General features: G+C 57.1%; 20 protein-coding genes. 7 read left to right on the top strand and 13 right to left on the bottom strand.

Features of this window, described 5'->3' with window-relative positions:
- Window positions 1–47: 47 nt before the first annotated feature.
- Complete coding sequence (locus KIF87_RS18530) at window positions 48–731, bottom strand: extensin-like domain-containing protein (RefSeq protein ID WP_213330036.1); 684 nt, start codon at window positions 729–731, stop codon at window positions 48–50.
- A 103-nt stretch (window positions 732–834) separates the two neighbouring features.
- Here KIF87_RS18530 and ddlA point away from each other — a divergent pair, with 103 nt between their 5' ends.
- Window positions 835–1935, top strand: coding sequence for a D-alanine--D-alanine ligase (gene ddlA / locus KIF87_RS18525; RefSeq protein ID WP_029739746.1), 1101 nt, complete (start codon window positions 835–837; stop codon window positions 1933–1935).
- Here the strand turns inward: ddlA and KIF87_RS18520 are convergent.
- On the bottom strand, window positions 1932–2168 hold the full coding sequence (locus KIF87_RS18520; protein WP_023334666.1) for a DUF2754 domain-containing protein: 237 nt from the start codon (window positions 2166–2168) through the stop codon (window positions 1932–1934). The two genes, ddlA and KIF87_RS18520, sit on opposite strands and share 4 nt — an antisense overlap.
- Before the next feature lie 249 nt (window positions 2169–2417).
- Here KIF87_RS18520 and KIF87_RS18515 point away from each other — a divergent pair, with 249 nt between their 5' ends.
- Window positions 2418–2717, top strand: a complete 300-nt coding sequence (locus KIF87_RS18515) for a DUF2755 family protein (protein ID WP_008503287.1) — start codon at window positions 2418–2420, stop codon at window positions 2715–2717.
- Here the strand turns inward: KIF87_RS18515 and KIF87_RS18510 are convergent.
- The 3 genes from KIF87_RS18510 to KIF87_RS18500 form a co-directional block, all read right to left on the bottom strand.
- On the bottom strand, window positions 2714–3811 hold the full coding sequence (locus tag KIF87_RS18510; RefSeq protein ID WP_213330034.1) for a DUF1615 domain-containing protein: 1098 nt from the start codon (window positions 3809–3811) through the stop codon (window positions 2714–2716). The two genes, KIF87_RS18515 and KIF87_RS18510, sit on opposite strands and share 4 nt — an antisense overlap.
- Before the next feature lie 14 nt (window positions 3812–3825).
- On the bottom strand, window positions 3826–5046 hold the full coding sequence (sbmA, locus tag KIF87_RS18505) for a peptide antibiotic transporter SbmA (protein ID WP_213330032.1): 1221 nt from the start codon (window positions 5044–5046) through the stop codon (window positions 3826–3828).
- 115 nt (window positions 5047–5161) lie between these two features.
- Window positions 5162–5695, bottom strand: a complete 534-nt coding sequence (locus tag KIF87_RS18500; protein WP_213330030.1) for an isochorismatase family protein — start codon at window positions 5693–5695, stop codon at window positions 5162–5164.
- Window positions 5696–5899: 204 nt separating this feature from the next.
- Between KIF87_RS18500 and ampH the strand changes: the two genes are divergently transcribed.
- On the top strand, window positions 5900–7060 hold the full coding sequence (gene ampH / locus KIF87_RS18495; protein ID WP_213330028.1) for a D-alanyl-D-alanine-carboxypeptidase/endopeptidase AmpH: 1161 nt from the start codon (window positions 5900–5902) through the stop codon (window positions 7058–7060).
- Window positions 7061–7062: 2 nt separating this feature from the next.
- Here the strand turns inward: ampH and KIF87_RS18490 are convergent, their stop codons facing one another.
- Window positions 7063–7686 carry a helix-turn-helix domain-containing protein gene (locus tag KIF87_RS18490; RefSeq protein ID WP_213330026.1) on the bottom strand — a complete coding sequence of 208 codons (624 nt, stop codon included), beginning with the start codon at window positions 7684–7686 and terminating at the stop codon, window positions 7063–7065.
- Between the two features lie 92 nt (window positions 7687–7778).
- The gene (locus KIF87_RS18485; RefSeq protein ID WP_213330024.1) at window positions 7779–10553 is read right to left on the bottom strand and encodes an autotransporter YaiT-related protein; all 2775 of its coding nucleotides are present in this window, start codon (window positions 10551–10553) and stop codon (window positions 7779–7781) included.
- Window positions 10554–11006: 453 nt separating this feature from the next.
- Between KIF87_RS18485 and hemB the strand changes: the two genes are divergently transcribed.
- Window positions 11007–11981: a porphobilinogen synthase gene (hemB, locus tag KIF87_RS18480; protein WP_024906774.1), complete on the top strand. Its 975-nt coding sequence runs from the start codon at window positions 11007–11009 to the stop codon at window positions 11979–11981.
- 72 nt (window positions 11982–12053) lie between these two features.
- Window positions 12054–13754, top strand: a complete 1701-nt coding sequence (olsF, locus tag KIF87_RS18475; RefSeq protein WP_213330022.1) for a bifunctional ornithine lipid synthase OlsF — start codon at window positions 12054–12056, stop codon at window positions 13752–13754.
- 79 nt (window positions 13755–13833) lie between these two features.
- Here olsF and tauD read toward each other — a convergent pair whose 3' ends face one another.
- The 6 genes from tauD to mmuP form a co-directional block, all read right to left on the bottom strand.
- Entirely contained in the window at window positions 13834–14685 is an 852-nt protein-coding gene (gene tauD, locus KIF87_RS18470) for a taurine dioxygenase (RefSeq protein WP_174340698.1), read from the bottom strand.
- The gene (tauC, locus tag KIF87_RS18465; protein ID WP_202774199.1) at window positions 14682–15509 is read right to left on the bottom strand and encodes a taurine ABC transporter permease TauC; all 828 of its coding nucleotides are present in this window, start codon (window positions 15507–15509) and stop codon (window positions 14682–14684) included. Before tauC ends, tauD begins: the two co-directional genes overlap by 4 nt.
- Window positions 15506–16273, bottom strand: coding sequence for a taurine ABC transporter ATP-binding subunit (gene tauB, locus KIF87_RS18460; RefSeq protein ID WP_029739736.1), 768 nt, complete (start codon window positions 16271–16273; stop codon window positions 15506–15508). Before tauB ends, tauC begins: the two co-directional genes overlap by 4 nt.
- Window positions 16274–16283: 10 nt before the next feature.
- Window positions 16284–17246: a taurine ABC transporter substrate-binding protein gene (gene tauA / locus KIF87_RS18455; RefSeq protein ID WP_213330020.1), complete on the bottom strand. Its 963-nt coding sequence runs from the start codon at window positions 17244–17246 to the stop codon at window positions 16284–16286.
- 240 nt (window positions 17247–17486) lie between these two features.
- Window positions 17487–18419, bottom strand: coding sequence for a homocysteine S-methyltransferase (gene mmuM, locus KIF87_RS18450; RefSeq protein WP_213330018.1), 933 nt, complete (start codon window positions 18417–18419; stop codon window positions 17487–17489).
- Entirely contained in the window at window positions 18406–19806 is a 1401-nt protein-coding gene (mmuP, locus tag KIF87_RS18445; RefSeq protein WP_213330016.1) for an S-methylmethionine permease, read from the bottom strand. The genes mmuM and mmuP overlap by 14 nt, the downstream gene beginning before the upstream one ends.
- 364 nt (window positions 19807–20170) lie before the next feature.
- Between mmuP and KIF87_RS18440 the strand changes: the two genes are divergently transcribed.
- Both KIF87_RS18440 and KIF87_RS18435 read left to right on the top strand, forming a co-directional pair.
- On the top strand, window positions 20171–21280 hold the full coding sequence (locus KIF87_RS18440) for an AI-2E family transporter (protein WP_029739734.1): 1110 nt from the start codon (window positions 20171–20173) through the stop codon (window positions 21278–21280).
- A 120-nt stretch (window positions 21281–21400) separates the two neighbouring features.
- Window positions 21401–23185 (top strand): diguanylate cyclase, encoded by a 1785-nt coding sequence (locus KIF87_RS18435; RefSeq protein ID WP_213330013.1) that lies wholly within the window; start codon window positions 21401–21403, stop codon window positions 23183–23185.
- Window positions 23186–23191: the final 6 nt, after the last annotated feature.

Below are 23191 nucleotides of genomic sequence, written 5' to 3'. Positions count from 1 at the left end.
TGTGAAATAAGTCACAATTCATCCATTTTCTGGCGGAATATTATGCTTCATCGACAGAGTCCGAAACCGCGCATCCCCAGATGAAAGTGGTTGGCATGCGCCGCGTTATACTCCGGCCCCAGGCCGTTTCCGTAGTAGCCGCAGCTTGCCGCCAGCATTGCCTTCAGCCAAGGCTGCGTTGTTGCCGCCTTCCAGCCGTTCAGCACCGTGACGCGTTCCCCGTTCGCCAGCCGAAAAGCGGCGACATCCAGCGCCTCCGCCGTGGCATGTTCACTGCGTCGCGCGTCAGGGCGGTGGTAAATATTGCGGCAGGCATAGCTGCCGAGGTGATCGATGCGCGCCAGGTCGCTGCCCGTATAGCGTTTTGTCAGCGGCCGGGCCTGCTGGCTGATGAACAGCGCAGAGCCGAGCGCCAGCGGACAGCTGGCAAGAAAGCTGCTGTTGAGGCCGACCGGGCCGAAGTCACGCACGCGCACGACGTTGTTAAGAGGACACGCGCCGCCGCTGTCAGCCACCGGCTGGGTGCGGATGAGGTCTCTTTGGTTAGCCTGCGAAAGCAGGCTCGCGCATGCCTCGGGGGTTAGGCGCCGAAGCTTATACTGGGTGATTAGGCCCGGCGGGTCGTCAAGGGTAAGCGGCATGAAAGGGTTGTAGTAAGACGGCAACCAGCGGTAACCCGCCGTTGCAGCGGCCACAATAATCAAAACGGTCAGCAGCGTTTTTCCTTTCACTCTCCCCCCTCAACATTCCCCAAAACATTATGGCAGAAGGCCGCGAAACCCGCCGGGCATCGTGGTATGTTATTGGCTTTTCGTCAGACTGGAAGAGAGTGAGATGGCTAAGCAGCGCGTAGGTATTGTCTTTGGGGGAAAATCAGCTGAGCACGAAGTGTCATTGCAATCGGCCAAGAATATCGTTGATGCGATCGATAAAAGCCGCTTCGACGTGGTGCTGCTGGGCATTGATAAACAGGGCCAGTGGCACGTTAACGATGCCAGCCAGTATCTGCTGAATGCTCACGATCCGGCACACATCGCCCTTAATCCTTCAGAAGTGAGCGTCGCCACCGTACCCGGCGTCGTGAAGGGGCAGCTCATCGACGCCGGCAACGCGCAGGCACTCGCCCAGATCGACGTTGTCTTCCCCATCGTTCACGGCACACTGGGGGAAGATGGTTCCCTGCAGGGAATGCTGCGCATGGCCAACCTGCCGTTCGTCGGCTCGGACGTCCTCGGCTCTGCCGCGTGCATGGACAAAGACGTCACCAAACGCCTGCTGCGCGATGCCGGGCTGAACATTGCGCCATTCGTGACCCTCACCCGCGCCAACCGCGACAAGCACAGCTTCGCGCAAATTAGCGGAGAGCTCGGTCTGCCGCTGTTTGTGAAGCCTGCAAACCAGGGTTCCTCCGTGGGCGTCAGCAAAGTCACCAGCGAAGCAGAGTTCACGCAGGCCGTCCGTCTGGCGTTTGAGTTCGACCATAAAGTGGTGGTTGAGCAGGGCATTAAAGGCCGTGAAATTGAGTGCGCCGTGCTGGGCAACGATTTTCCACAGGCGAGCACCTGCGGCGAAGTGGTGTTAAACAGCGATTTCTACTCGTACGACACCAAATACATTGATGACAAAGGCGCGCAGGTTGTCGTTCCTGCGGATATCGATCCGGCGATTAACGATAAGATCCGGGCGATCGCCATTCGCGCTTATCAGACGCTCGGCTGCTGCGGCATGGCGCGCGTGGATGTGTTCCTGACGCCGGAAAACGAGGTGGTGATCAATGAAATCAACACGCTGCCAGGGTTCACTAACATCAGCATGTATCCGAAACTGTGGCAGGCGAGCGGCCTGAGCTACCCGGAATTGATCACCCGCCTGATCGAACTGGCGCTGGAGCGCCACGCCGCCGACAGCGCGCTTAAAAGTTCCGTAAACGGTTAATCGGCGCGCTTCGCCGACTCCGCCTCATCCGCTGTCGTCTCTTCAGGACGACGGCGGATAATCAGCCCCGCCAGCCAGAAACTTATCACCCAGGTCACCAGCCCGACGGCATACGTTTGCCACCCTTTTGCTTCAAACCCCAGCAGGCCCACGACACCGTTAAGAATAAAGATCAGCCCGATTGCAAAGGCGTAGTAGTGCCAGTCACGGCGTAGTTTGGACGTGAGCTTCATAACAACTCCGGCAGGAAAAAAAGACATCCTCTCACAGTTTTTCGGCCAGGTCTGTGGCAGATACGGAAATTCTGAAACGCGACGCAATTTCACTTAAGTGATGGAATTGTGATGTGCTGCAGAAATCGACAATCCAGGAGGATTCCGGCGCGTAAATTACCACGATTCTGATATTGACAAATGCGATGACCTGTCAAACTCACCCCGTAAGACGCGTATTAATACAGAGTGATACCACGGGAGGTCAACATGGCTGACTTTACATTGTCGAAACCGATTTTTGGCGGCAAACCAAAAACCTCCACGGCGGGTAATATCGCTTATGCCCTGTTTGTTCTGTTCTGCTTCTGGGCCGGCTCACAGCTGCTCAATATGCTGGTCCATGCGCCAGGCGTTTATGAACACCTGATGCAGGTACAGGATAACGGACGCCCGCGAGTTGAGATTGGCTTTGGTGTCAGCACCCTGTTCGGCCTGATCCCCTTCCTCGCGGGATGTATGATTCTGGGCGTTGTGGCGTTAGTGTTGCGCTTTCGCCGTCGCCGTTAAAGCCCCATACAGCGAGCCCGGCGATCGTCCACGCGTTTTGCGAACCATGCAGTGGTCAGGTTACGCGTGATCTTCGGGCTTTCCAGCTGGATCCCCGGCAGGATAGCCCTCGGTAACGCTTTCCCACTCTTCTTCTCTGCAAGCGCAAACACCTTCTTGTACAGATCCGTTTTCTCGAATGCCAGGCTGTCGCCTTTCTCAAGCTGACGACGAATGTCGCTGTTGCTCAAGCCAAGCGTGGTCGACAGTTTCCGTACTGCCAGCTCGGTGCTTCCCGCCTCGCTGCTGCCGTAAGCGATGAGATCGCCGTCCAGCGCCAGCTTGACGCCGCTTGCCCGGCTGACCGCACTCTGGAATGCCGCATTACGGCTGGCATACCAGCCCGCGTTAAAGTCGGCAAAGCGGTACAGCGGCTCACTGTAGTTCGCCGGATAGTTCAGCAGATGATACGTGCCGAACCACAGCCCACCGCGCAGGGAGAAGACCTCCTGGCGCACCGTACCGTCGATTTTCCACGGGTAGCCGTCGGTATGCTTCTCCGCGAACGCGATGCTCACCTGCATCGGGCCACCGGTGTGTACCGGATTCAGTGAGCCAAACAGCTTCTGCCCCATCGGGACCATACTGATGAAATCATCAAAGATGGCGCTAAGCTGTTTTTCGGTTTTCACCGCATCCAGCCGTTCGCTGTAGCTTTTGCCGTTCGGTGAGGTGATTTTAAGCGCGGTATGCACGAGGAACACTGGGATATGCATAGATTCCGCGCGGCGGTCGATCTCTTTCCAGGCAATTTTGTTCAGACCCGGCACCGCCGGGTCTGACTGGTACATTGACTCCTGCTGCGCCACCGCGAGCACCGAGCAGATATTCTCCTCGGTCGGCGCGATCTTTTGGCTTTCAAAGGTTTTTGCCAGCGCATCTGCCCACGCGTTGCGATCCTTCACGCTGGCGGGCATTTTCTGCCGCACAACGCTCGCCACATCGACGGGCTTTTCCCCCTTTTTGAGCGGAGCAGCCCCTTTTTCGGCACAGCCTGCCAGCACAAGAGCGGCCAGCAAGGACAACGGTAACGCGCGCGGTACGGCAAAAGACATAGCAACTTCCTGTATTAGCTAAATGTGTTGGTGACTTCCTGCAGGTCACGATCGTCCAGCTCACGTTCAAAACTGCGTAAACGTTTATAGATGGACATCAGTTCTACCAGGGTGGTCCAGGAGCTGATCAGGTACTGGAACGACCCACGAACCTGACCGAAAACGTTGGTGATCTGCGTCATCAGACCGAGCGTAATCGTACCCGCAACAATCGACGGGAACAGCAGGAACAAACCGAAAACATTGTCCACCTGCAGATACAAAATACGGGCAATGTTGAAATACATATAGTGGAAGTAGAGTCGGAAGTAGTTACGACGCACGGCGCCAAACAGCTCGCGGACGGTCGGCGGCGAGGCGCGGTTGGCGTCATCTTCACCGTAAACCAGCTCTTTACGGTAAGCGGCTTCCACGCGTTGATTTTTAAACTCCAGGCCCGGCAGTTTGATCCCCACCACCGCCAGCAGGCCCGTCCCCATCAGCGACCAGACGATCGCGGCAATCACCAGACCATATGGAAGATGGCCAACAATCGGCAGATCCGGCACGTGCGCCGAGAGCGTCACCAGCACGGGCAGGAAGGCAATCAGCGTCATGATGGCGTTGATAAAGCTTACGCCCATGTCTTCAAGGGTGGAGGCAAAACGCATGGTGTCTTCCTGCACACGCTGCGCGGCGCCTTCGATATGGCGCAGGTGCTGCCAGTGCGCCATGTAATGTTCGTTCATTGCGGTACGCCAGCGGAAAACGTAGTGGCTGACGAAGAAGTTGTTCATCACGCCGATGATTACCGCAATAAGGGCGATACCGAGGAAGATCCCGACTTCATGGTAGAACTGGTTGATGGTCACCTTATGCGGCGAGCTCAGCGCGGTCTGGATCAAATCGTAGAACGGCGCATACCAGGCGTTCACCGCCACGCCCACTTCCACGAGGAACCAGGTGACAAAGATAATTAGCGATGTCCCAAGAATTGACCAGTACTGCCAGCGGTGCGGAGAATACATAAACCAGAACAGCGCAAACAGCCCTACGCAGACCATGTAGTAGGCGTAAAACAGCAGGTAGCTCAGCGACCAGAAGCGCGCCGCGCTAATCGGCACCTCGCCCGTTGCTCCCGTGATGCGCGTCAGCCATGCGCCGCCGCCCGCCTGCCAGAAAATGACAGCGATGAGTGCCCAAATAAATGCCGACAGGAAAAAAAGCCCCGGCTTTGGGAAAAAAGACTTAAACATAATGCTTCCTTCTTGTTGTTATGGCTGTTGCTGTGCACAACACGTTACCACACGAAAAACCTGCCCGAGCCAGCCTCCCGGCCCGGGCAAAAAGGTCAGACCCGAGGGTTAATTATTAGTTCGCTTTCCAGTTTTCGAGAATTGTTTCGGTGCGTTTCACTGCGAGAGGATTCGCCGGCGCGATGAAGTTACGCCAGACGTCGTTGTGGTGGTTAATCACGATCTGCGCATCTGCCGCCGGGCGATTGGCGGTAGTGTGGGCATCTTCCGCTACGGTGATGTGATAACCCCGGCTGACGCCGTTCTTAACCGTCGCATCAACGCAGTAATCGGTGGCGCAGCCGCAGATAACAAACTCGCGAATGCCCTGCTCACGCAGCAGCGCCTCAAGCACGGTGTTATAGAAGGCATCGCAGGCGGTTTTGGTCACGTAAAGCGCGTCAGCAGGCTGATGAAGTTCAGGCAGCAGCGCAAACCCTTCACTTCCCTCTTCCAGGCCCCCGGCCTCGGTGTGCTGAATAAAAATCACCTTGTCGGCTGCCTGCGTAAGCTGGTTGATCAGAGAGACACACTTTTCGCGCTGATGACGAGGGGTTTCAAATACCCCGTTCTGCATATTGACAACCATAACCACACGCTTCTCAGACATACCGTTCTCCGTAAGATTGAGTGACACTGGTGCCTATCATAAGCCCGATGTCACAAAATGGGAGATGGCTCGTAAGTAAATTGTTCATATTTACCCATGGTTACGTTTTTCTCGCTATCGTTATGCAATTCGGGGCATTGCGCGGTTCCGATTAGTAGTATAAATACCCATTACTTTCCTCATTCACTTCATGGATGCTTTTCGTTGAAACGTTGTCTGCTCTCTTTTGCCGCGCTGTGTGCGGTGAGCTTTTCTACCGCCCAGGCAGCCCAACCGCTGACGGCACCCGTTTTAGCTTCAGATATTGCCGATCGCTACGCGAACCTTATCTATTACGGCAGCGGCGCGACCGGGATGGCGATGGTCGTCATCGACGGCAACCAGCGTGTGTTCCGCAGCTTTGGCGAAACGCGCCCAGGAAATAACATTCACCCGCAGCTGGATTCCGTAATCCGCATCGCGTCCTTAACCAAGCTGATGACCAGCGAAATGCTGGTGAAACTGCTCGACCAGGGCGTGGTGAAACTCGACGACCCGCTCAGCAAATACGCGCCTCCAGGCGCCCGGGTTCCAACCTGGCAGGGAACGCCGATCCGGCTTGTGAACCTCGCCACCCACACCAGCGCCCTGCCGCGCGAGCAGCCAGGCGGGGCGGCGCATCGTGACGTCTTTGTCTGGCCAACGCGCGACCAGCGCTGGAGCTACCTGAGTACCGCCACGCTGAAGGCGGCTCCGGGTACTCAGGCCTCTTATTCAAACCTGGCGTTTGACCTGCTGGCGGACGCCCTCTCAACGGCGGCGGGTAAACCCTACACGCAGCTGTTTGAAGAGCAGATAACCCGTCCGCTGGGTATGAAAGACACCACCTTTACCCCGTCCCCGGATCAGTGCCGTCGCCTGATGGTGGCGGAGAAAGGCGCCAGCCCCTGTAATAACACCCTCGCGGCCGTGGGCAGCGGCGGGGTCTACTCCACGCCTGGCGACATGATGCGCTGGATGCAGCAGTTCCTTTCCTCAGATTTCTACGCTCGCACCAGCCAGGCCGATCGCATGCAGACCCTGATTTATCAGCGTACTCAGCTGCACCGCGTCATCGGGATGGACGTGCCGGGTAAAGCCGATGCGCTCGGCATGGGGTGGGTCTATATGGCGCCAAAAAATGGCCGTCCGGGTATTATCCAGAAAACCGGCGGTGGGGGTGGATTCATCACCTATATGGCCATGATCCCGCAGTCAAACGTGGGTGCGTTTGTGGTGGTCACCCGCTCCCCGCATACGCGTTTCGTCAATATGAGTGACGGGATTAATAACCTGGTGGCAGAACTGAGCGCCAATAAAGCCCAGGTGCTCACCGCGTCTAACTGATATTAATATTCCGTGGGCAAGCGGTTGATGCTGACCAGCTTGCCCCGGCTCATATTGATGTAGTTACCTTGCCGCAGGGCAGCGAGAACCTCAGCAACCACTGAACGTGAAATACGCGTACTTTGTTGAATATGATTCATCACACCAATTTTTGAGCGCAACGTTTCATCCCACTCCGCCATATTCAGCAGCATGGCGCGGATCTGGTGATAGGAATTATTTCCCACCAGCTGCATGTCGCGTTTCTCAAGAATGTAGTTTATCCAGGATAACCAGCCGAAGGCCTCTTTCCATAGCGCGTTCTGTTGTATAAGTTGACGAGTGGTTTCAGTGGGCAAATAAAAGCCCGTGCAGGATGTTTTGGCTACCACTCTATATTCCAGACTATGATTAATCATCACGGTGGACAGCCCCAAAATAAAAGGCGCTGTTGCGATGCCCACAAGCAGCTCATCTGAACAACGATAGATTTCGATTATACCGGTCTGTAATACGGTCGTGCGGGGATCATGACACTCACCTGATGTAATTAGCTGTTGTGGAGCACATTTAAAAGGGGTACTGGCTGATTTCAAACACTGTTCGAGCCGGCTTAATTCAGAAAGCGGTTTCGCATTAACCTTCATGCAGACCTCAAGGCATCCGTATTTGTCGGTTCAATATTATTTTTAGCTATGTATATAAAAAGCGGGGGATATGACTCCCCCCGCTTTATTCATTACCAGGTATATTTCACACCCAGATTTGCGCCCCAGTTCTGGTCAACGTCGCCGCCGCCCAGATAAGTGGCATCAGTATACGCACTGAAGTTCTTCGTGAAGCTGAACTGGGTGCCCAGCCCTACCCGCACAGCGGAGCCTTTCACGCCGTTATCAATGCTGTCACCGTTAATGTCGGCATTGTTATCGGCATCGTCATAAACGTAGGCCAGTTTGAAGTAAGGCGTCAGAGCCTGATCGCCGCCGTAGTTGAAGGTGTAACCCGCATCAACACCGAGTTCATAGCGCAGGCTATCGTAAGATTGCCCGTCCATGCGCATGTCATTGCTGAGACGATAATCATCGCCAGACTGGAACAGGCCAGACACGGCTGCGTATGGTGTGACATAGCCTGACAGGTTTGGCTTCCAGTCATAGCCCAGTTTCAGCCCAAAACCAACTGCGTCATTGGTGGTGTTGCCGTCAACATACTGACCGTTGCTCATGTTCGCAGAGAGATCGCTGTTGAAGCGGGTGTAGCTCAGGGAGCTGTCGAGGAACAGATCGTTCATGAACTTCGCCGACGCGTAGATCATCGCCGTCTGGCTGTCCTGATCGACCTGGCCGGTACGATCGCTGATATCACCCTTCGCGAAACCTGCCGCACCACCGACGATCCACTTCGCATTGTTACCGTCAATCTGCGTATCCAGACCAACCATAATGCCGCTCACGTCCTGATCGTAGCTAATAACGCCATTGTCGCCGTCGAAGTTACCACCGAAGTAGCTTACCCACGCTCCGCCGTTATCCGCCAGGCCGTGACGGCTGTTGGTCAGACGCGTACCTACGGTATCCTGCTGCAGATTCCAGATATTGGTGTTGGCAGATGGGATGCTCAGCGCCATATTGGCGTAGTCGGTCAGCGCTTTCTGCTGGAGGACAACGGCGTCACCCTGCTGCTGCGCCTGGTAGGTGTAAGCACCTAAATCGGCTTTGTTTGCAGCAGTAAAGCTGGCTGTGGTATCCGCGTTATTGTCATAGATGCGGACGATCTCTTTATTTTTGTAATCGGCAACGGAACCGGCACCGGTCGCATCATCGATGCGCACCTTGTAGTTACCTGCAACGTCACCGTTCACTGACAGATGGCCATCAGAATTAATCGCCACAACGCCGTAGTCGTAATCGGCATTGTACTTATCGTTGGTGATATAGCGTGCGTTGTTGAGATCGCTGTTCAGCACGTAATCACGGCTGGCAACGTTCAGCACACCACCATCGGTCAGTACCATATTGTGCGTATCAATCTGACCCAGCCCCAGCGCCAGCTCAGCACCGTTATCCACGGTGATGGTGTTGGCATACAGATCGGCCGTTTCTTCCGTCAGTGCCGCACGGCTATAGCTGTCCAGATACAGATGGTCGGTTGCCACACCACCGCTGTCACCGATATTCAACGATGAGGCATTGGTCAGGGTGATGGTATCCGCCAGCAGGCCAGAGTTTTCAGCATTGACCTGAGACTGGTTGTTTACCGTCAGCGCGTCGATGTTAGAAACCTTGCGAGTATCCCACTCGGAGCCGTTATCCAGCGCGATGTTAAACAGACCGCTCTGATACACCTCTTTACCCGCAACGTGGTCGTTGCTGTCATAGGTGGAATCCGGCCAAATGCTGTTAGGGGACAGAGTGCTCCAGTCTACGCTGCTGTAGCCCAGGCCATACATCTGCGCCGTGCCGATAGCCTCGACGCTCGACTGGGCTGCACCAACCCATTTGCTGCCATTGGTCAGAGTAACGTCCAGCTTATCAGTACCGTCCCAGCCGTTGGTGGTTGGGTTATAGACACCGTCTGCACTGGTATCCGTTGCCGGATCGCCGTTCGGGTAGAAGTTGTTGTCGAAGGTACTGGAGAAAAGAATGTCGCCAGTAACGGTGGAGTGATCGAACGTGGCAGACGTCTGCATCGCGTTATCCGACGCGCTGGCTGCTACAATCAGCGCCGCATCATCCGCCGCTGTCGCGTTAGTTTCATCATAGTCGCTTGGCTTCGCGGTTTGACCGTAGAATCCACTGTTACCCAGATCGCTGTACGCACCCGAGGTCAGTACAGAATCTTTCACCAGCAGCGTGTCGGTAAAGACATTGCTGCTGTTGGCGACACCTTCAATACCGTCATACGGGGTGTTGTCGAGTTCCTGATAACCCTGCGTTAGCGTAATACCCGCTACGTGGGAGTTATTCTGAATAACGATATCAGACTCCACGTCCAGCGTAATTGCATTACCCAGCGCATACGTATTCAGATAATGGGCTTCGGTGTTGTCACCATCTACAACGTCGTAAGCATAATGCTCATAGGTGTCGTTGATGGTGGAGTGATCAACGGTCAGACTAAAACGATCGTACTGTGAATGGGTCGTGCCGTCGGTATCCAGGCCGTCAGCACACGAGGTGGTCATACATTCAGAGGTGATCATGCCATTAATGGTGCTATTGGAAATGCTCAACGCATTCGCCCGACCATTTACACCGTCTTCCAGAAAGTATGTTGAAATAACCCCATTCACGATCGATTTATTCATCACGGGATAAATATCACCGTCGTGGGTAGCGTCTGAGTAATCCCAGTCGGCATAGCCATAATACCAGGGGGTGGAAGCGGTATTATCGTATCCGAAGGTATTATAAGTTGTACCGGAAATATCCTTCGCATTGGCCTGAGAAGCGATAGCCAGGGTGCAGGCTAATGCAAGTTGAGATACAACTAGTTTCTTTTTCCATGTTTGCATTGGGTCATCCCTCCTCAGGGACGTAAGCAAGTTTGTCCATCAAATCATTTGGCAATATTTTATTGCGGAGGGAATTATGCATTTTCATTTCGAAAAGGTTCAATGAATGTTTCTATTAAGTCCGTATCCAGACCAATAACACTTCAAAAACGACAAGCATAAGGGTCACTTGAGATAAATATTATAAAAACAAAACGTTAAAATACAGTCGCGCCAATACAAAACATATAACAACAAATAATAGATCATTTTAAATGATGTATTCCCCTTAATATAGAAACAACACGAATATCTTATCCCCCTTTTAGCAATATACAGACCTGCATTATATATTGCTGATATGAAACTTGACCTGCCGCATTTCGCAAAAAACAAAATGCCCACTTTAGTAAAACACCTGACTTCACTTTGAGGTACACTAGCCCTCTTTGTTCCACAAACATCAGGCATACCATGACCGATTTAATTGCACGCCCCCGCCGCCTGCGCAAGTCACCTGCACTGCGCGCTATGTTTGAAGAGACAACCCTGACCTTAAACGATCTGGTGTTGCCGATTTTTGTCGAAGAAGAGATCGATGACTACAAAGCCATCGAAGCCATGCCGGGCGTCATGCGCATTCCGGAGAAGTACCTGGCGCGTGAGATTGAACGCATCGCTAACGCGGGGATCCGCTCGGTGATGACCTTCGGCATCTCACACCATACCGACGCCACCGGAAGCGACGCGTGGAAAGAAGACGGCCTCGTCGCCCGCATGTCCCGCATCTGCAAAGAGACCGTGCCGGAAATGATCGTCATGTCCGATACCTGTTTCTGCGAATACACCTCTCACGGCCACTGCGGCGTGCTGTGCGATCACGGCGTGGATAACGATGCCACCCTGTTGAACCTTGGCAAGCAGGCTGTGGTCGCTGCCGCTGCCGGTGCGGACTTCATCGCCCCATCTGCGGCAATGGACGGACAGGTTCAGGCGATTCGTCAGGCGCTGGACGCGGCGGGCTTTACCGACACCGCCATCATGTCTTACTCCACCAAATTCGCCTCCTCCTTCTACGGCCCGTTCCGTGAAGCGGCGGGCACGGCGCTGAAGGGCGATCGTAAAACCTATCAGATGAACCCGCTTAACCGTCGGGAAGCGATTCGTGAATCCCTGCTTGATGAAGCCCAGGGCGCAGACTGCCTGATGGTGAAACCGGCTGGCGCGTATCTCGATATCCTGCGCGACATCCGCGAGCGCACCGAGCTGCCGCTGGGCGCTTACCAGGTCAGCGGCGAGTACGCGATGATCAAATTCGCCGCGCTGGCGGGTGCGATTGACGAAGAGAAAGTGGTCCTCGAAAGCCTTGGCGCCATCAAACGCGCAGGCGCGGACCTGATCTTCAGCTACTTCGCGCTGGATCTGGCTGAGAAAAAAATCCTCCGCTAATCTTCACCAAACTGCAATACAACCGACATCTGCTCCTTCTACTGTCTTCGCAAGACGGCAGGAGGAGTAACCATGTTTAGCCTCGATAGCGTTCTCGACGATCTTTGGCCTCAGGCGAGGCCTGCACCCTGGCAAAAAAGTCTGTTAAAAAGACTGTTTTACGAAGACGAATTTCAGCAATTTGCCGCAGCACACCGCCACCTGAAAGGACTGGATATGGTGGAGCAAGTTCTGGAACACCTTGATATTCTCTGCACCGTTTCCGCCCGCGATCTCGAACAAATCCCCGAACATGGCCCGCTGGTCATTATTGCCAACCACCCGACGGGCACGCTGGACGGGCTGGCGCTGATGTACGCCGTCTCCCGCGTGAGACGCGACGTTAAAGTCGTGACCAACCGGATGCTGACGCACCTTGAGCCCCTCAGCTCGCTGTTTATTCCGGTGGACAATATGGGCGGCAGGACGGCGAAATCGTCGCTGGTGCAGATGGAACAGCATCTGCAAAACGCGGGCGTGCTGATCTTCTTCCCGGCCGGAGAAGTTTCCCGCCCCACGCGCAAAGGCATTCGCGACAAAAAGTGGCACTCTGGCTTTATCAAACTCGCCAGCAAGCTGCGCGCTCCGCTGCTGCCGGTGCATATTCAGGCGCATAACAGCCTGCTCTTCTATGCCAGCACGCTGGTCTCCCCTACGCTGTCGATGCTGCTGCTGATGCAGCAGATGTTTCGCCGCCGCCATAGCCAGCTGCCGATTAAAATCGGCCAGCAGATCGCCTGGCATCACTGGCATAGCGCCACCCTTTCGTCGCGTGAGATGGCCGAGCAATGTCGTCAGCACGTGATGCGTCTTGGCAAGGGAGTGCCTGGCGTCTTTAAAACCCAGTGCGCCATTGCTCGCCCGGAAGACCGGGCCACCCTGAAACGCGCGCTGGCGCAGGCCGAATGTCTGGGCAATACCAGCGACGGTAAAACCATCTATCTTTGGCAGCGCAACGGTCAGGAAGACGCGCCTTTGCTGCGCGAGCTGGGCCGCCTGCGCGAGATTGCCTTTCGCGCGGTGGAGGAAGGGAGCGGCAAGCGCCGGGACACCGACTGCTACGATGATGATTATCTGCACCTGATCCTGTGGGATGATGCGGATCTGGAGATCGTCGGCGCGTATCGCTTTATGCCAACCGCCAGCCAGGTAGAACGTCGCGGTCTGGAAGGGTTGTACAGCTATAGCCTGTTCCACTACGACGACAAAATGCAGGACGTGCTGGAACACGGCATTGAACTGGGGCGCAGCTTTATTCAGCCGCGCTACTGGGGACGCCGCGGCCTGGATTATTTATGGTCTGGGATTGGTGCCTATCTCGCCCGCTATCCGCACTATCGCTACCTGTTTGGCCCGGTCTCCATTTCCGGCGGCTTACCGCCCGCCGCGCGGGATCTGCTGGTGGCATTTTACCGCCTGTGGTTCCCGGCAACGCATCCGCTGGCCGCGTCACGTCAGCCGTATCCCGCATCGCTGCCGGACGTGCTCGCGCAGTTTGGCGGCGTGGATTACGTGGACGATCTGACAAAGCTGAAATCCCTGCTCGGCAATCTGGGCTGCGGCATTCCGCCGCTCTACAAGCAGTATTCCGAGCTTTGCGAGCCCGGCGGCGTGCAGTTTATTGATTTTGGCAGCGACCCGGCGTTTAACGACTGCGTCGACGGGCTGGTGCTGGTGGATTTGTGTTACCTGAAGGCGAACCGCTATCAGCGGTATATTCAGGCGCACCTTTAACCCCGTTGCCCGGTGGCGCTACGCTTACCGGGCCTACAATGGAACGTAGGCCGGGTAAGGCAACGCCGCCACCCGGCAATCAAGGCGCACGGTAAAACGGCTTATCCCCCAAAATCGTCGCCCGCTGCATAATCCTGCGCTGCGGAAGATAGTCCGCATTGGCATAGTGCTGCGTTACGCGGTTATCCCAGATCGCCAGGTCGTTCTCCTGCCAGCGCCAGCGCACCTGAAACTCCGGCTTGGTGATATGCGCGAACAGGAATCCCAGCAGCGCCTCACTCTCTTTTTCGGACACGTCCACAATGCGCGTCGTGAACCCTTCGTTTACGAACAGCGCCTGCTTGCCCGTGACCGGATGGGTGCGCACCACCGGGTGCAGCAGCGGAGGATGCTTCGCCACAGCTTCCTGCCAGCGCTGATGTTCCTCTTCCGTTTTACGGTACTTGTACTCCTGGAACGATTTTTTGAAGTCGTGCTCCGCCCGCAGCCCGCTCAGCAGCGTCCGGAACGGCGCGGAGAGCGCCTCATACGCCGCTATCCCGCTAGCCCACAGCGTATCGCCGCCGGTTTCCGGCAGCAGCTTCGCCGCCAGAATCGCCCCGGCGGGCGGCGTCTCGATAAAGGTCACGTCGGTGTGCCAGTTGTCGTTATCCGGCGGGTTATCGTTGTGGGTGTCCAGAACGATAATCTCCTCCACCCCTTCCGCATGCGGATAGACGGGGTGGATATGCAGATCGCCAAAGCGCAGGGCCAGCGCGCGCTGCTGCTGCGGGGTGATCGCCTGTTCGCGCAGGAAAACGACCTGATGGCGCAGCACCGCGTGGTACAGCTGCTCGAACTGGTTATCGCTCAACGGACGGGTCACATCCAGGCCCGACACCTGCGCGCCAATGTACGGCCCCAGCGGGGTAATGGTCAGACGTTCACTCATTGTATTTCTCCATGCCAGGGCGTCAGGCGGCGCTGTAACGCGCGCAGCCCCAGTTCTAATCCAAAGGCGATCGCGGCGATCACCGCGATCCCTGCCAGCACCACGTCAGTCGCCAGGAACTCTCCCGCCGACTGCACCATAAACCCAAGGCCGCGCGTGGCTGCAATCAGCTCTGCCGCCACCAGCGTGGACCAGCCTACGCCGAGGCCGATGCGCAGCCCGGTTAAAATCTCCGGCAGCGCGCCCGGTAAAATCACGAACAGCAGCACCTGCGTGCGGCTGGCTCCCAGCGACTGCGCCGCGCGGATCCGCACCTGCTGGGCGCTCTTCACGCCCGCCAGCGCCGACATGGCAACCGGGGCGAAAATCGCCAGATAAATCAGCAGGATTTTTGACGTTTCACCGATGCCGAACCAGATAACCATCAGCGGCAGATAGGCCAGCGGCGGCACCGGGCGGTAAAGCTCAATCAGCGGATCGAGGATGCCGCGCACCGTCGGGCTCAGCCCCATCGCAATACCCACGGGAATGCCGATGATGACGGCAGCCAGAAGCGCCACCAGAATACGCGCCAGACTTGCACCTAAGTGCTGCCAGAGCGTGGCATCCATAAAGCCCTGTGGCCCGGCGATGGTAATGAGTTTGGTCAGCACCTGTCCCGGCGGCGGCAGAAATAGCGGGCTGACCCACTGCTGGGCAGCAACCGCCCACCACACCGCCAGCAGCACCAGCAGCGTACCGACGCTCAACGTGATTTGGCGCGAGAAAGGCCAGCGCAGCGCCAGACGCGCGCGGCGCGTTTTTTCACTGAAGACGATGCTCATGAGAAGGCCTCCCGTTGTTCAAACACGCGGCTTAAGACGTATTCACGCTGTTCGATAAACAGCGGATCGGATTTGATACTGCGCACGGGTTCTCCCGCGACGTAGCGGCGGGCGAAATCCAGCGGCAAACGCTCAAGCACGCGACCCGGCCCCGGCGAGAGCAGCACCAGCTCCGTCGCCATAAACACCGCCTCTTCGATATCGTGGGTAATCAACAGCACCTGCTTGCCCGTCTCATGCCACAGGCGCAGCAGCAGAGTTTGCATCTGCTCGCGGGTAAAGGCATCCAGCGCCCCGAACGGCTCGTCCAGCAGCAACAGCTGCGGATTCGCGGCCAGCGCGCGGGCAATACCTACACGCTGCCGCTGGCCGCCGGAAAGCTGCCAGATAAAGCGTTTTTCCGCCCCTTCCAGCCCCACTTTTTTCAGCATCGTTCGTGCCGTTTCCAGCCGCTGTTCGCGGTTGATGCCCGCAAGCTGTAGCCCAAACGCCACGTTTTCCTGCACGTTGCGCCAGGGAAGCAATCCTTCGTTCTGGAAGACCACGCCGCGCTCGGCCCCCGGGCCTTCCACCTTTTTACCTTCCAGTTGAATGGTGCCATGCTGATAAGGGACAAACCCGGCGATCAGATTCAGCAGCGTGGTTTTTCCGCACCCGGACGGGCCCAGCACCACCAGCAGTTCACCGCTGTCCAGCGTCAGGTTGATGTCCTCCAGCGCGGGCTTACCACCGTAATCGGCGTACAGGTTCGTAATATTCAGCATGGCGGACTCCTTATTTCACAAAACGATCGGTCACGTACTGGCTGTAATCCGCTGCCACCGCAGGCACTTTGCCCTGCTCTTTGAGGAAGGTGGCGGTATCAACAATCGCTTTGTTCACCGGGCCGGTCAGCTGCTGCACCTGCTGCGCGGGCGTCAGATAGGTATTGCCTTTCACCAGCCCCGGCACGTCCGCTTCCGGCACGCCGCTCAGGCGGGAGAGTTTTTCCAGGTTGGTGGGCTGCTTCAGCCATTCATCCGGGTTAGAGATGTACGGCTGCTGGGCGTCAATCGCGCTTTTGGCGAAGGCTTTCACCACCTCAGGATGTTTCTCGGCGAAGTCTTTGCGCACGACCCACACGTCGAGGGTTGGCGCGCCCCACTGGCCCACTTTTTCAGAGTCGGTCAGCACGGTGCCGTCTTTTTCCAGTTCGTTCACTGCCGGTGCCCACACGTAGGCCCCGTCAATATCCCCGCGCTGCCAGGCGGCGATAATCGCCGGCGGCTGCAGGTTGATGATTTGTACCTGACCCGGCTTGATGCCCCAGTGTTTCAGCGCCGCCAGCAGGCTGTAGTGGGTGGTGGAGATAAACGGCACGGCGATGCGTTTGCCGATCAGATCTTCCGGTTTGGTGATGTTTTTCTTCACCACCAGCGCTTCTGAGTTACCGAGCTGCGAGGCGAGCAGGAAAACCTCAATCGGCACCTGCTGGCTGGCCGCAACCGCCAGCGGGCTGGATCCGATATTGCCGATCTGCACGTCGCCGGAGGCTAACGCACGCACGACGGACGCCCCGCTGTCGAACTTGCGCCAGTCGACTTTTGCGCCGCTCTCTTTGGCAAAGGTGTTGTCCGCCTGCGCGACTTTCGCCGGTTCCGCAGAGGTTTGATACGCGACGGTGACGTCCACCGCCTGCGCCTGAAATGCCCACAGCGCCAGTGCGCCGAGAAGTGTGATTCGCGATGAAATTGCCATAGTGCCTGCTCCCCTTGTTGTTATGAGGGCAGTATTTCCGGCGCGGGAATTTTGATAAAGGAATAAAAATGAATCGCTCATAACGATTCGTTTTTAGATAAAAAGCGGGAAAGGATAGTGAATTTTGTGCGGTTCATTTTTTTCCCTCTCCCCGTGGGAGAGGGTCAGGGTGAGGGCATCAGGCCGCACGAAATCTCAGAGGTAGGCCGGGTAAGGCGTAGCCGCCACCCGGCAAAGCACTCAGCGCTGCGCGTTCAGCTCAGCAATGTCTTTCGGCGTGGTGCGACAGCATCCGCCAATCAGCTTCGCTCCGGCTTCCAGCCACTGCGGCAGATACCCTGCCAGCGTCTCGCACGCTTCCCCGTGGTGGTGCCAGGTTTTGGTTACCGCGTCATAATGCTCGCCCGAGTTCGGGTAGACCACCAGCGGCAGGGACGTCAGGCTTTGCAGATGCTTCAGCGCCGCTGTGGTGTTTTCCAGGGCGATGCAGTTAATGCCCAGCGCGACAATGTGCGGCGAGTTTGCCAGCACGCTGACCGCCTCACGCAGCGGCGTACCGTCGCTCAGGTGCTCGCTGTCGCGTAGGGTGAACGAGAACCACGCCCGGGCGCGGGGGTATTCAGACAGCAGCGTCGCCAGCGCCTTAATCTCTACAAACGAGGGCAGCGTTTCGCAGGCCAGCAGGTCAGCGCCCGCATCCAGCAGCGCTTCCACGCGCGGGCGGTGGAAAGTGGTGAATTCTTCCGCACTGCGCACGTAGTCGCCGCGATACTCTGAGCCATCCGCCAGATACGCGCCGTACGGCCCAACGGATCCCGCCACCAGCAGCGTGCCCGCATGCGGGTTTTCAGCCAGATACGCTTCGCGCGCCTTACGCGCCAGCTCCACGCTTTTGCCGATCAGCGCGCGGGACTGCGCTTCGTCCAGGCCGCGCGCCGCAAACCCCGCGGGCGTGGCCTGATAGCTGGCGGTGATCGCCACCTGCGCGCCGGCGCGATAGTAATCAAGATGCACTTCACGGATGAGTTCCGGGTTTTCCATCAGTACTTTGGCTGACCAGAGGCTGTCTGCCAGGTTACAGCCGCGCGCTTCCAGCTCCGTCGCCATCGCGCCATCCAGCACCACAAACGGCTGCTTTTCAAGGATGGCGGTAAGCGGGTTATTCTGCGACATGTTCAGGCTCCTGCGATGTCATATTTCGGGTCAGGTAGTACGCACCATAACACAGGGCGACAAACGGAAGCCCGCAATAAAGGGCAATGCGCTGGCTTGGGTCAAACCACAGGCCGACACAGGCCACCACGCAGAGGATAAAACCGAGCACCGGTACCAGCGGATACCACGGCGCACGATACTGCAGCGCAGAGAGCGGCTGCCCGGACTGCAGATGGCGGCGGCGGAAAACGAAGTGCGACGCGCAGATGCTGATCCAGACCGCCACCACCGCAAACCCGGAAATTGCAGACAGCGCGACAAACACCGTGTCCGGCGCCACGACGCTTGTGAACAGCGCCAGCACGCCGCCGAGCATAGAAACCGAGAGCGCCGTCAGCGGCACGCCGTTTTTGTTCACGCGGGCAAAGCAGCGCGGCAGCGTTTTCTCATTCGAAAGCGACCACAGCATGCGCCCGGAGGCGTACAGGCCCGAGTTCGCCGCCGAGAGGATCGCCGTCAGGATCACGAAGTTAACGATATCTGCCGCGTAAGGAATACCGACCTTTTCAAACACCAGCACGAACGGGCTCTTTTCCACGCCCGCCTGCTGCATCGGGATCAGCGCCGCCAGCACGAACACGGTGCCGATAAAGAAGATAATGAGGCGCGCAATGGTGGTGCGGATAGCAACCGGAATCACCTTGTGCGGATTTTCCGTTTCCCCCGCCGCGATGCCGATAAGCTCGGTACCGGAGAAGGCAAAGTTCACCGCCACCATGGTCATCAGGATCGGCAGGCCGCCGTGCGGGAACCAGCCTTCGGCGGTGATGTTGCTTAAGCCCGGCGCGGGTGAACCGTCCTGCATCGGGATAAAGCCAAAGACCGCCGCCCCGCCAAGGATAATAAAGGCAATAATGGTGATGACTTTCACCAGGGAGAACCAGAACTCGCCTTCAGCAAAAAAGCGCGTCGAGATGACGTTCAGGCCAAAAATCACCGCGCAGAAGATCACGCACCAGGCCCAGACGGGCACCTGCGGGAACCAGTACTGCATACAGAACCCGGCGGCAGTAAAGCTCGAGCCGAGCGCCACCGTCCAGGTGAGCCAGTAGAGCCACGCCACGGTGTAGCCCGTCGCCGGGCCAAGGTAGCGGGCGGCATAGACGTGGAACGCGCCGGTTTCCGGCATCGCCACGGAAAGCTCGCCCAGACACTGCATCACCAGCCAGACCACCAGCGCGCCTATCAGGTACGCCAGCAGCGTGCCCGCCGCCCCGGTCGTGGAAATGATGTAGCCGGTATTGAAGAATAACCCTGTCCCAATCACGCCACCCAGCGAGAGCATAATCAGGTGGCGTGTTTTCATGGTGCGCTTAAGCTGCCCATTTTCTTGTTGTGTTTGCATATTACCTTCTATACGTATGGACATCTAAACATCCAAAGAAGGTGTGTTATACCGCGATTGTTAATAAAAAGCTAGATGACCAGACGCAGACGGGCGCGCCGCGCGCTGAGTCTGGGGTGGGTTGTGAGGATCACGTAGAGAATCGGACGCCAGGCCATAAGTACCTCCGCAAGCAGATACTTACAGCATGGTGCGGGAAGAGGCGATCTTCGGTCAGTCGAAAGTGGTATCCGTGAAGAGCGGATTCATACCGCAACACCGTCCACAGGACGGGTAAGGCGCAGCCGCCACCCGGCGGAAGGGTTGGTAATTCTCACAATCAGTTCTATAGTCGACACAGTTTCTTAGTAACCAGGACTGACTGATGCGATTTAACGGACTGACCAAAGGTTTCTTTATCTTTATTCTTGCCCTTGTGACCTGGGCCTTCTTCGACGTGCTGTCGCCCTACTTCTCCGCGATACTGTGGGCCGCTATTCTGACCGTCATCTTCAACCCGGTAAAAAACAGGCTGCGCGCCGCGCTGGGGGATCGCAACGGGCTTGCCTCGCTGTTGACCATTGGCATTATCTGCCTGATCGTCTTTATCCCGTTGATGGTGATCCTCTCCTCGCTCGCCATTGAGCTGAACATGGTGTACACGAAGCTCCAGGAGAACAACACCCAGTTTCCGGAAGTGGTGGCGAGCATCTTCAACCATCTTCCTGACTGGGCCAGCGGCTTCCTGGCGGATCACAACCTGACCAACGCGGCGCAGATCCAGAAAAAACTCTCCGACGTCGCCCTGCAGGGTGGACAGTATCTCGCCGGCAGCGCGTTTCTGATTGGCAAGGGAACGTTTGGCTTTGCGATTAGCTTCGGCATCATGCTTTATCTGCTGTTCTTCCTGCTGAAAGACGGCCCGTATCTGGTGCGCCAAATCCTCGACTCCCTGCCGCTGTCTGATTTCGCCAAGCAGCACCTGTTCGCCAAATTCGTCGGCGTGTCGCGTGCCACGGTAAAAGGTACGGCGGCGGTAGCGGTGGTTCAGGGCATCCTCGGCGGGATTGCGTTTGCGATTGCGGGTATTGACGGCAGCGTGCTCTGGGGCGCGCTGATGGCCTTCCTCTCGCTGGTGCCCGCCATCGGCTCGGCGATTGTCTGGGTGCCCGCCGCCATCTTCCTGTTCGCCACCCATCAGCTGTGGCAGGGGCTGTTTATTGTCGGCTTCTTCGTGATTATCGTCGGGCTGGTGGACAATATTCTGCGCCCGCTGCTGGTAGGCAAAGACACCAAAATGCCGGACTACCTGATTCTGATCTCCACCCTCGGCGGCATGGAGCTGTACGGCATTAACGGCTTTGTGATTGGGCCGCTCATTGCCGCGCTGTTTATCGCCTGCTGGAACCTCTTCTCAGGGCGCGATCACGAAGGTAACGCCGAAGAGCTGGACCCCGACTTCATCGAAGAAGGAAAAAATCCTCCAGAATTGTGAGGATGTGACGATAAAGACCACACCAGGCGGCGCTGTGCCGCCTTTTTTTTCGCCTTAAATCAAACGTTTTCTATAATTTGAAAGAACGCCATCCTACTCATGTCGTAAAAGGATCATCAGGTGCGAATCGCGACGATAACAAACTGGGCCTATGGTGCCACGGTCTGCCTGACCATCGCCTCCGGCATCATCATGCTGATGGCGTCCAGTGCTGACACTGCTGAACGTCAGGCCGTTGAACAACGCCAGCGTTTTGATGCGCTTACTGAAGATATCGAAATCGATGCCTGGGCTCAGTCCGATTTAGCGCGCCTCTACGTCATCAAAAAAGATCCGCAAACGTTAAAGGAATATAGCCAGTCAGAGAACAGCCTGAAGAGCGTTGAACTCCGGCTTGAAAAACTGCGGGATAACGGCGCGTCGGATGATGAGCTGTCCCTGCTGCGCGAAGGCATAAAAATCATTGATGAACTGCAGGACGAACAGCAGACCGCCCTCTCCAGCCTTGAACGAGGAGAAGACGCACAGGCCGTTGCCCTGCTCTACGGTGCGCCCTATGAGCAAGAGCTGGAGCGCGCGCAGAACCAGATCGATCATTTTCGCCAGATACTCGACAAGCGCGTCATCGCCTCCGTTCAGGAGGCGACAAAAAAATCGAAAGCGCTGCGTACGGCCTCTGAGCTAATGGTCGGCCTGACCGCCCTGCTGTTCCTGTTTGTTCTCGGTTTTATTTTAAAGCGCCGCGTGCTGCGCCCCGTGGTGCGCCTGAGCGACGTGGTACACCGTCTGGCGTCCCAGGATTACGCGGTTGAAACGCCTAATTTCAACCAGATTGATGAGATTGGCGATATGGCGCAGGCCATCCGCATCTTCCGTGAAAACGGTCTTGCGCGACAGCGTCTGGAAAGAGAGCGCGATGCCGACTGGGCCATCCGCGAGCTGCTGGCGCGCATGACACAGCGGCTGCAGGGGTGTGAGAACTTTAACGATGTGATTAACGTGGCGGAGCTGTTTGCCCCCAATATCGCGCCGGGGATCGCGGGCCGGCTCTACATTCTTGACCGCGATCCGTGGCAGATGCGCAGCGTCGCGCAGTGGCTTTCACCCATCGGTGAAGAGACGACGTTCCATCCGGACGAGTGCTGGGCCGTGCGCCGTGGGCAGAGTCACCCGCCGGTAAACGGTGAGCCGGATATTGCCTGCTACCATCTTCCGGCCTCCCAGGCGGAAAGTTCCCTGTGCGTGCCGCTTATCGCCCAGGGCGAGGCCATTGGCCTGCTCTCCTTCCAGAACATCACGGCGGACAACGCCCCTTCCCGCGCGTATCTGGAACTGATGGCCGAAGCGCTCGGGCTGGCGCTGGCTAACCAACGCCTGCGCGACGCGCTGCTGGAGAAAGCCTTGTTCGACCCGCTCACCGGCCTGCGTAATCGTCATCATCTGGAAGATACCCTGCAAACCCAAACGGCACAGGCGACGCGCACCGGCGTACCGTTAAGCTGCATGATGATCGATATCGACCACTTCAAGAGCATTAACGACCGGTTTGGTCATGAAGCGGGCGATCTGGTGATTAAAAGCGTGGCGTCGATTGTTCAGCGGGCCGCCCATGACAACGGACTGGCATTCCGCTACGGGGGCGAGGAGTTTCTGGTGCTGCTTTCCGGTGCCGATGAAGCAGGCGCGTACGCCTGCGCCCAGAAGATTTACAACGGCGTGCATGAGCTGTCGCTTCGCTACGGGCTGACCGAGATTGGGCCGGTGGACGTGTCGATTGGCATTGCCAGCTACCCGCAACATGCCCAGACTGACAACCTGCTGCGCGCCGCGGATGTGGCCCTGTACCGGGCGAAAGAGCTGGGCCGCGCGCGGATTGTGAGTTTTGGGATGCTGGAGGCGGGTTAGCGGATT

The organism is Enterobacter sp. 120016, assembly GCF_018383635.1.
Classification (GTDB): Bacteria; Pseudomonadota; Gammaproteobacteria; order Enterobacterales; family Enterobacteriaceae; genus Enterobacter; species Enterobacter asburiae_D.
Note: the sequence above shows the minus strand (reverse complement) of the source record. Positions and strands in the feature narration are given on the sequence as shown.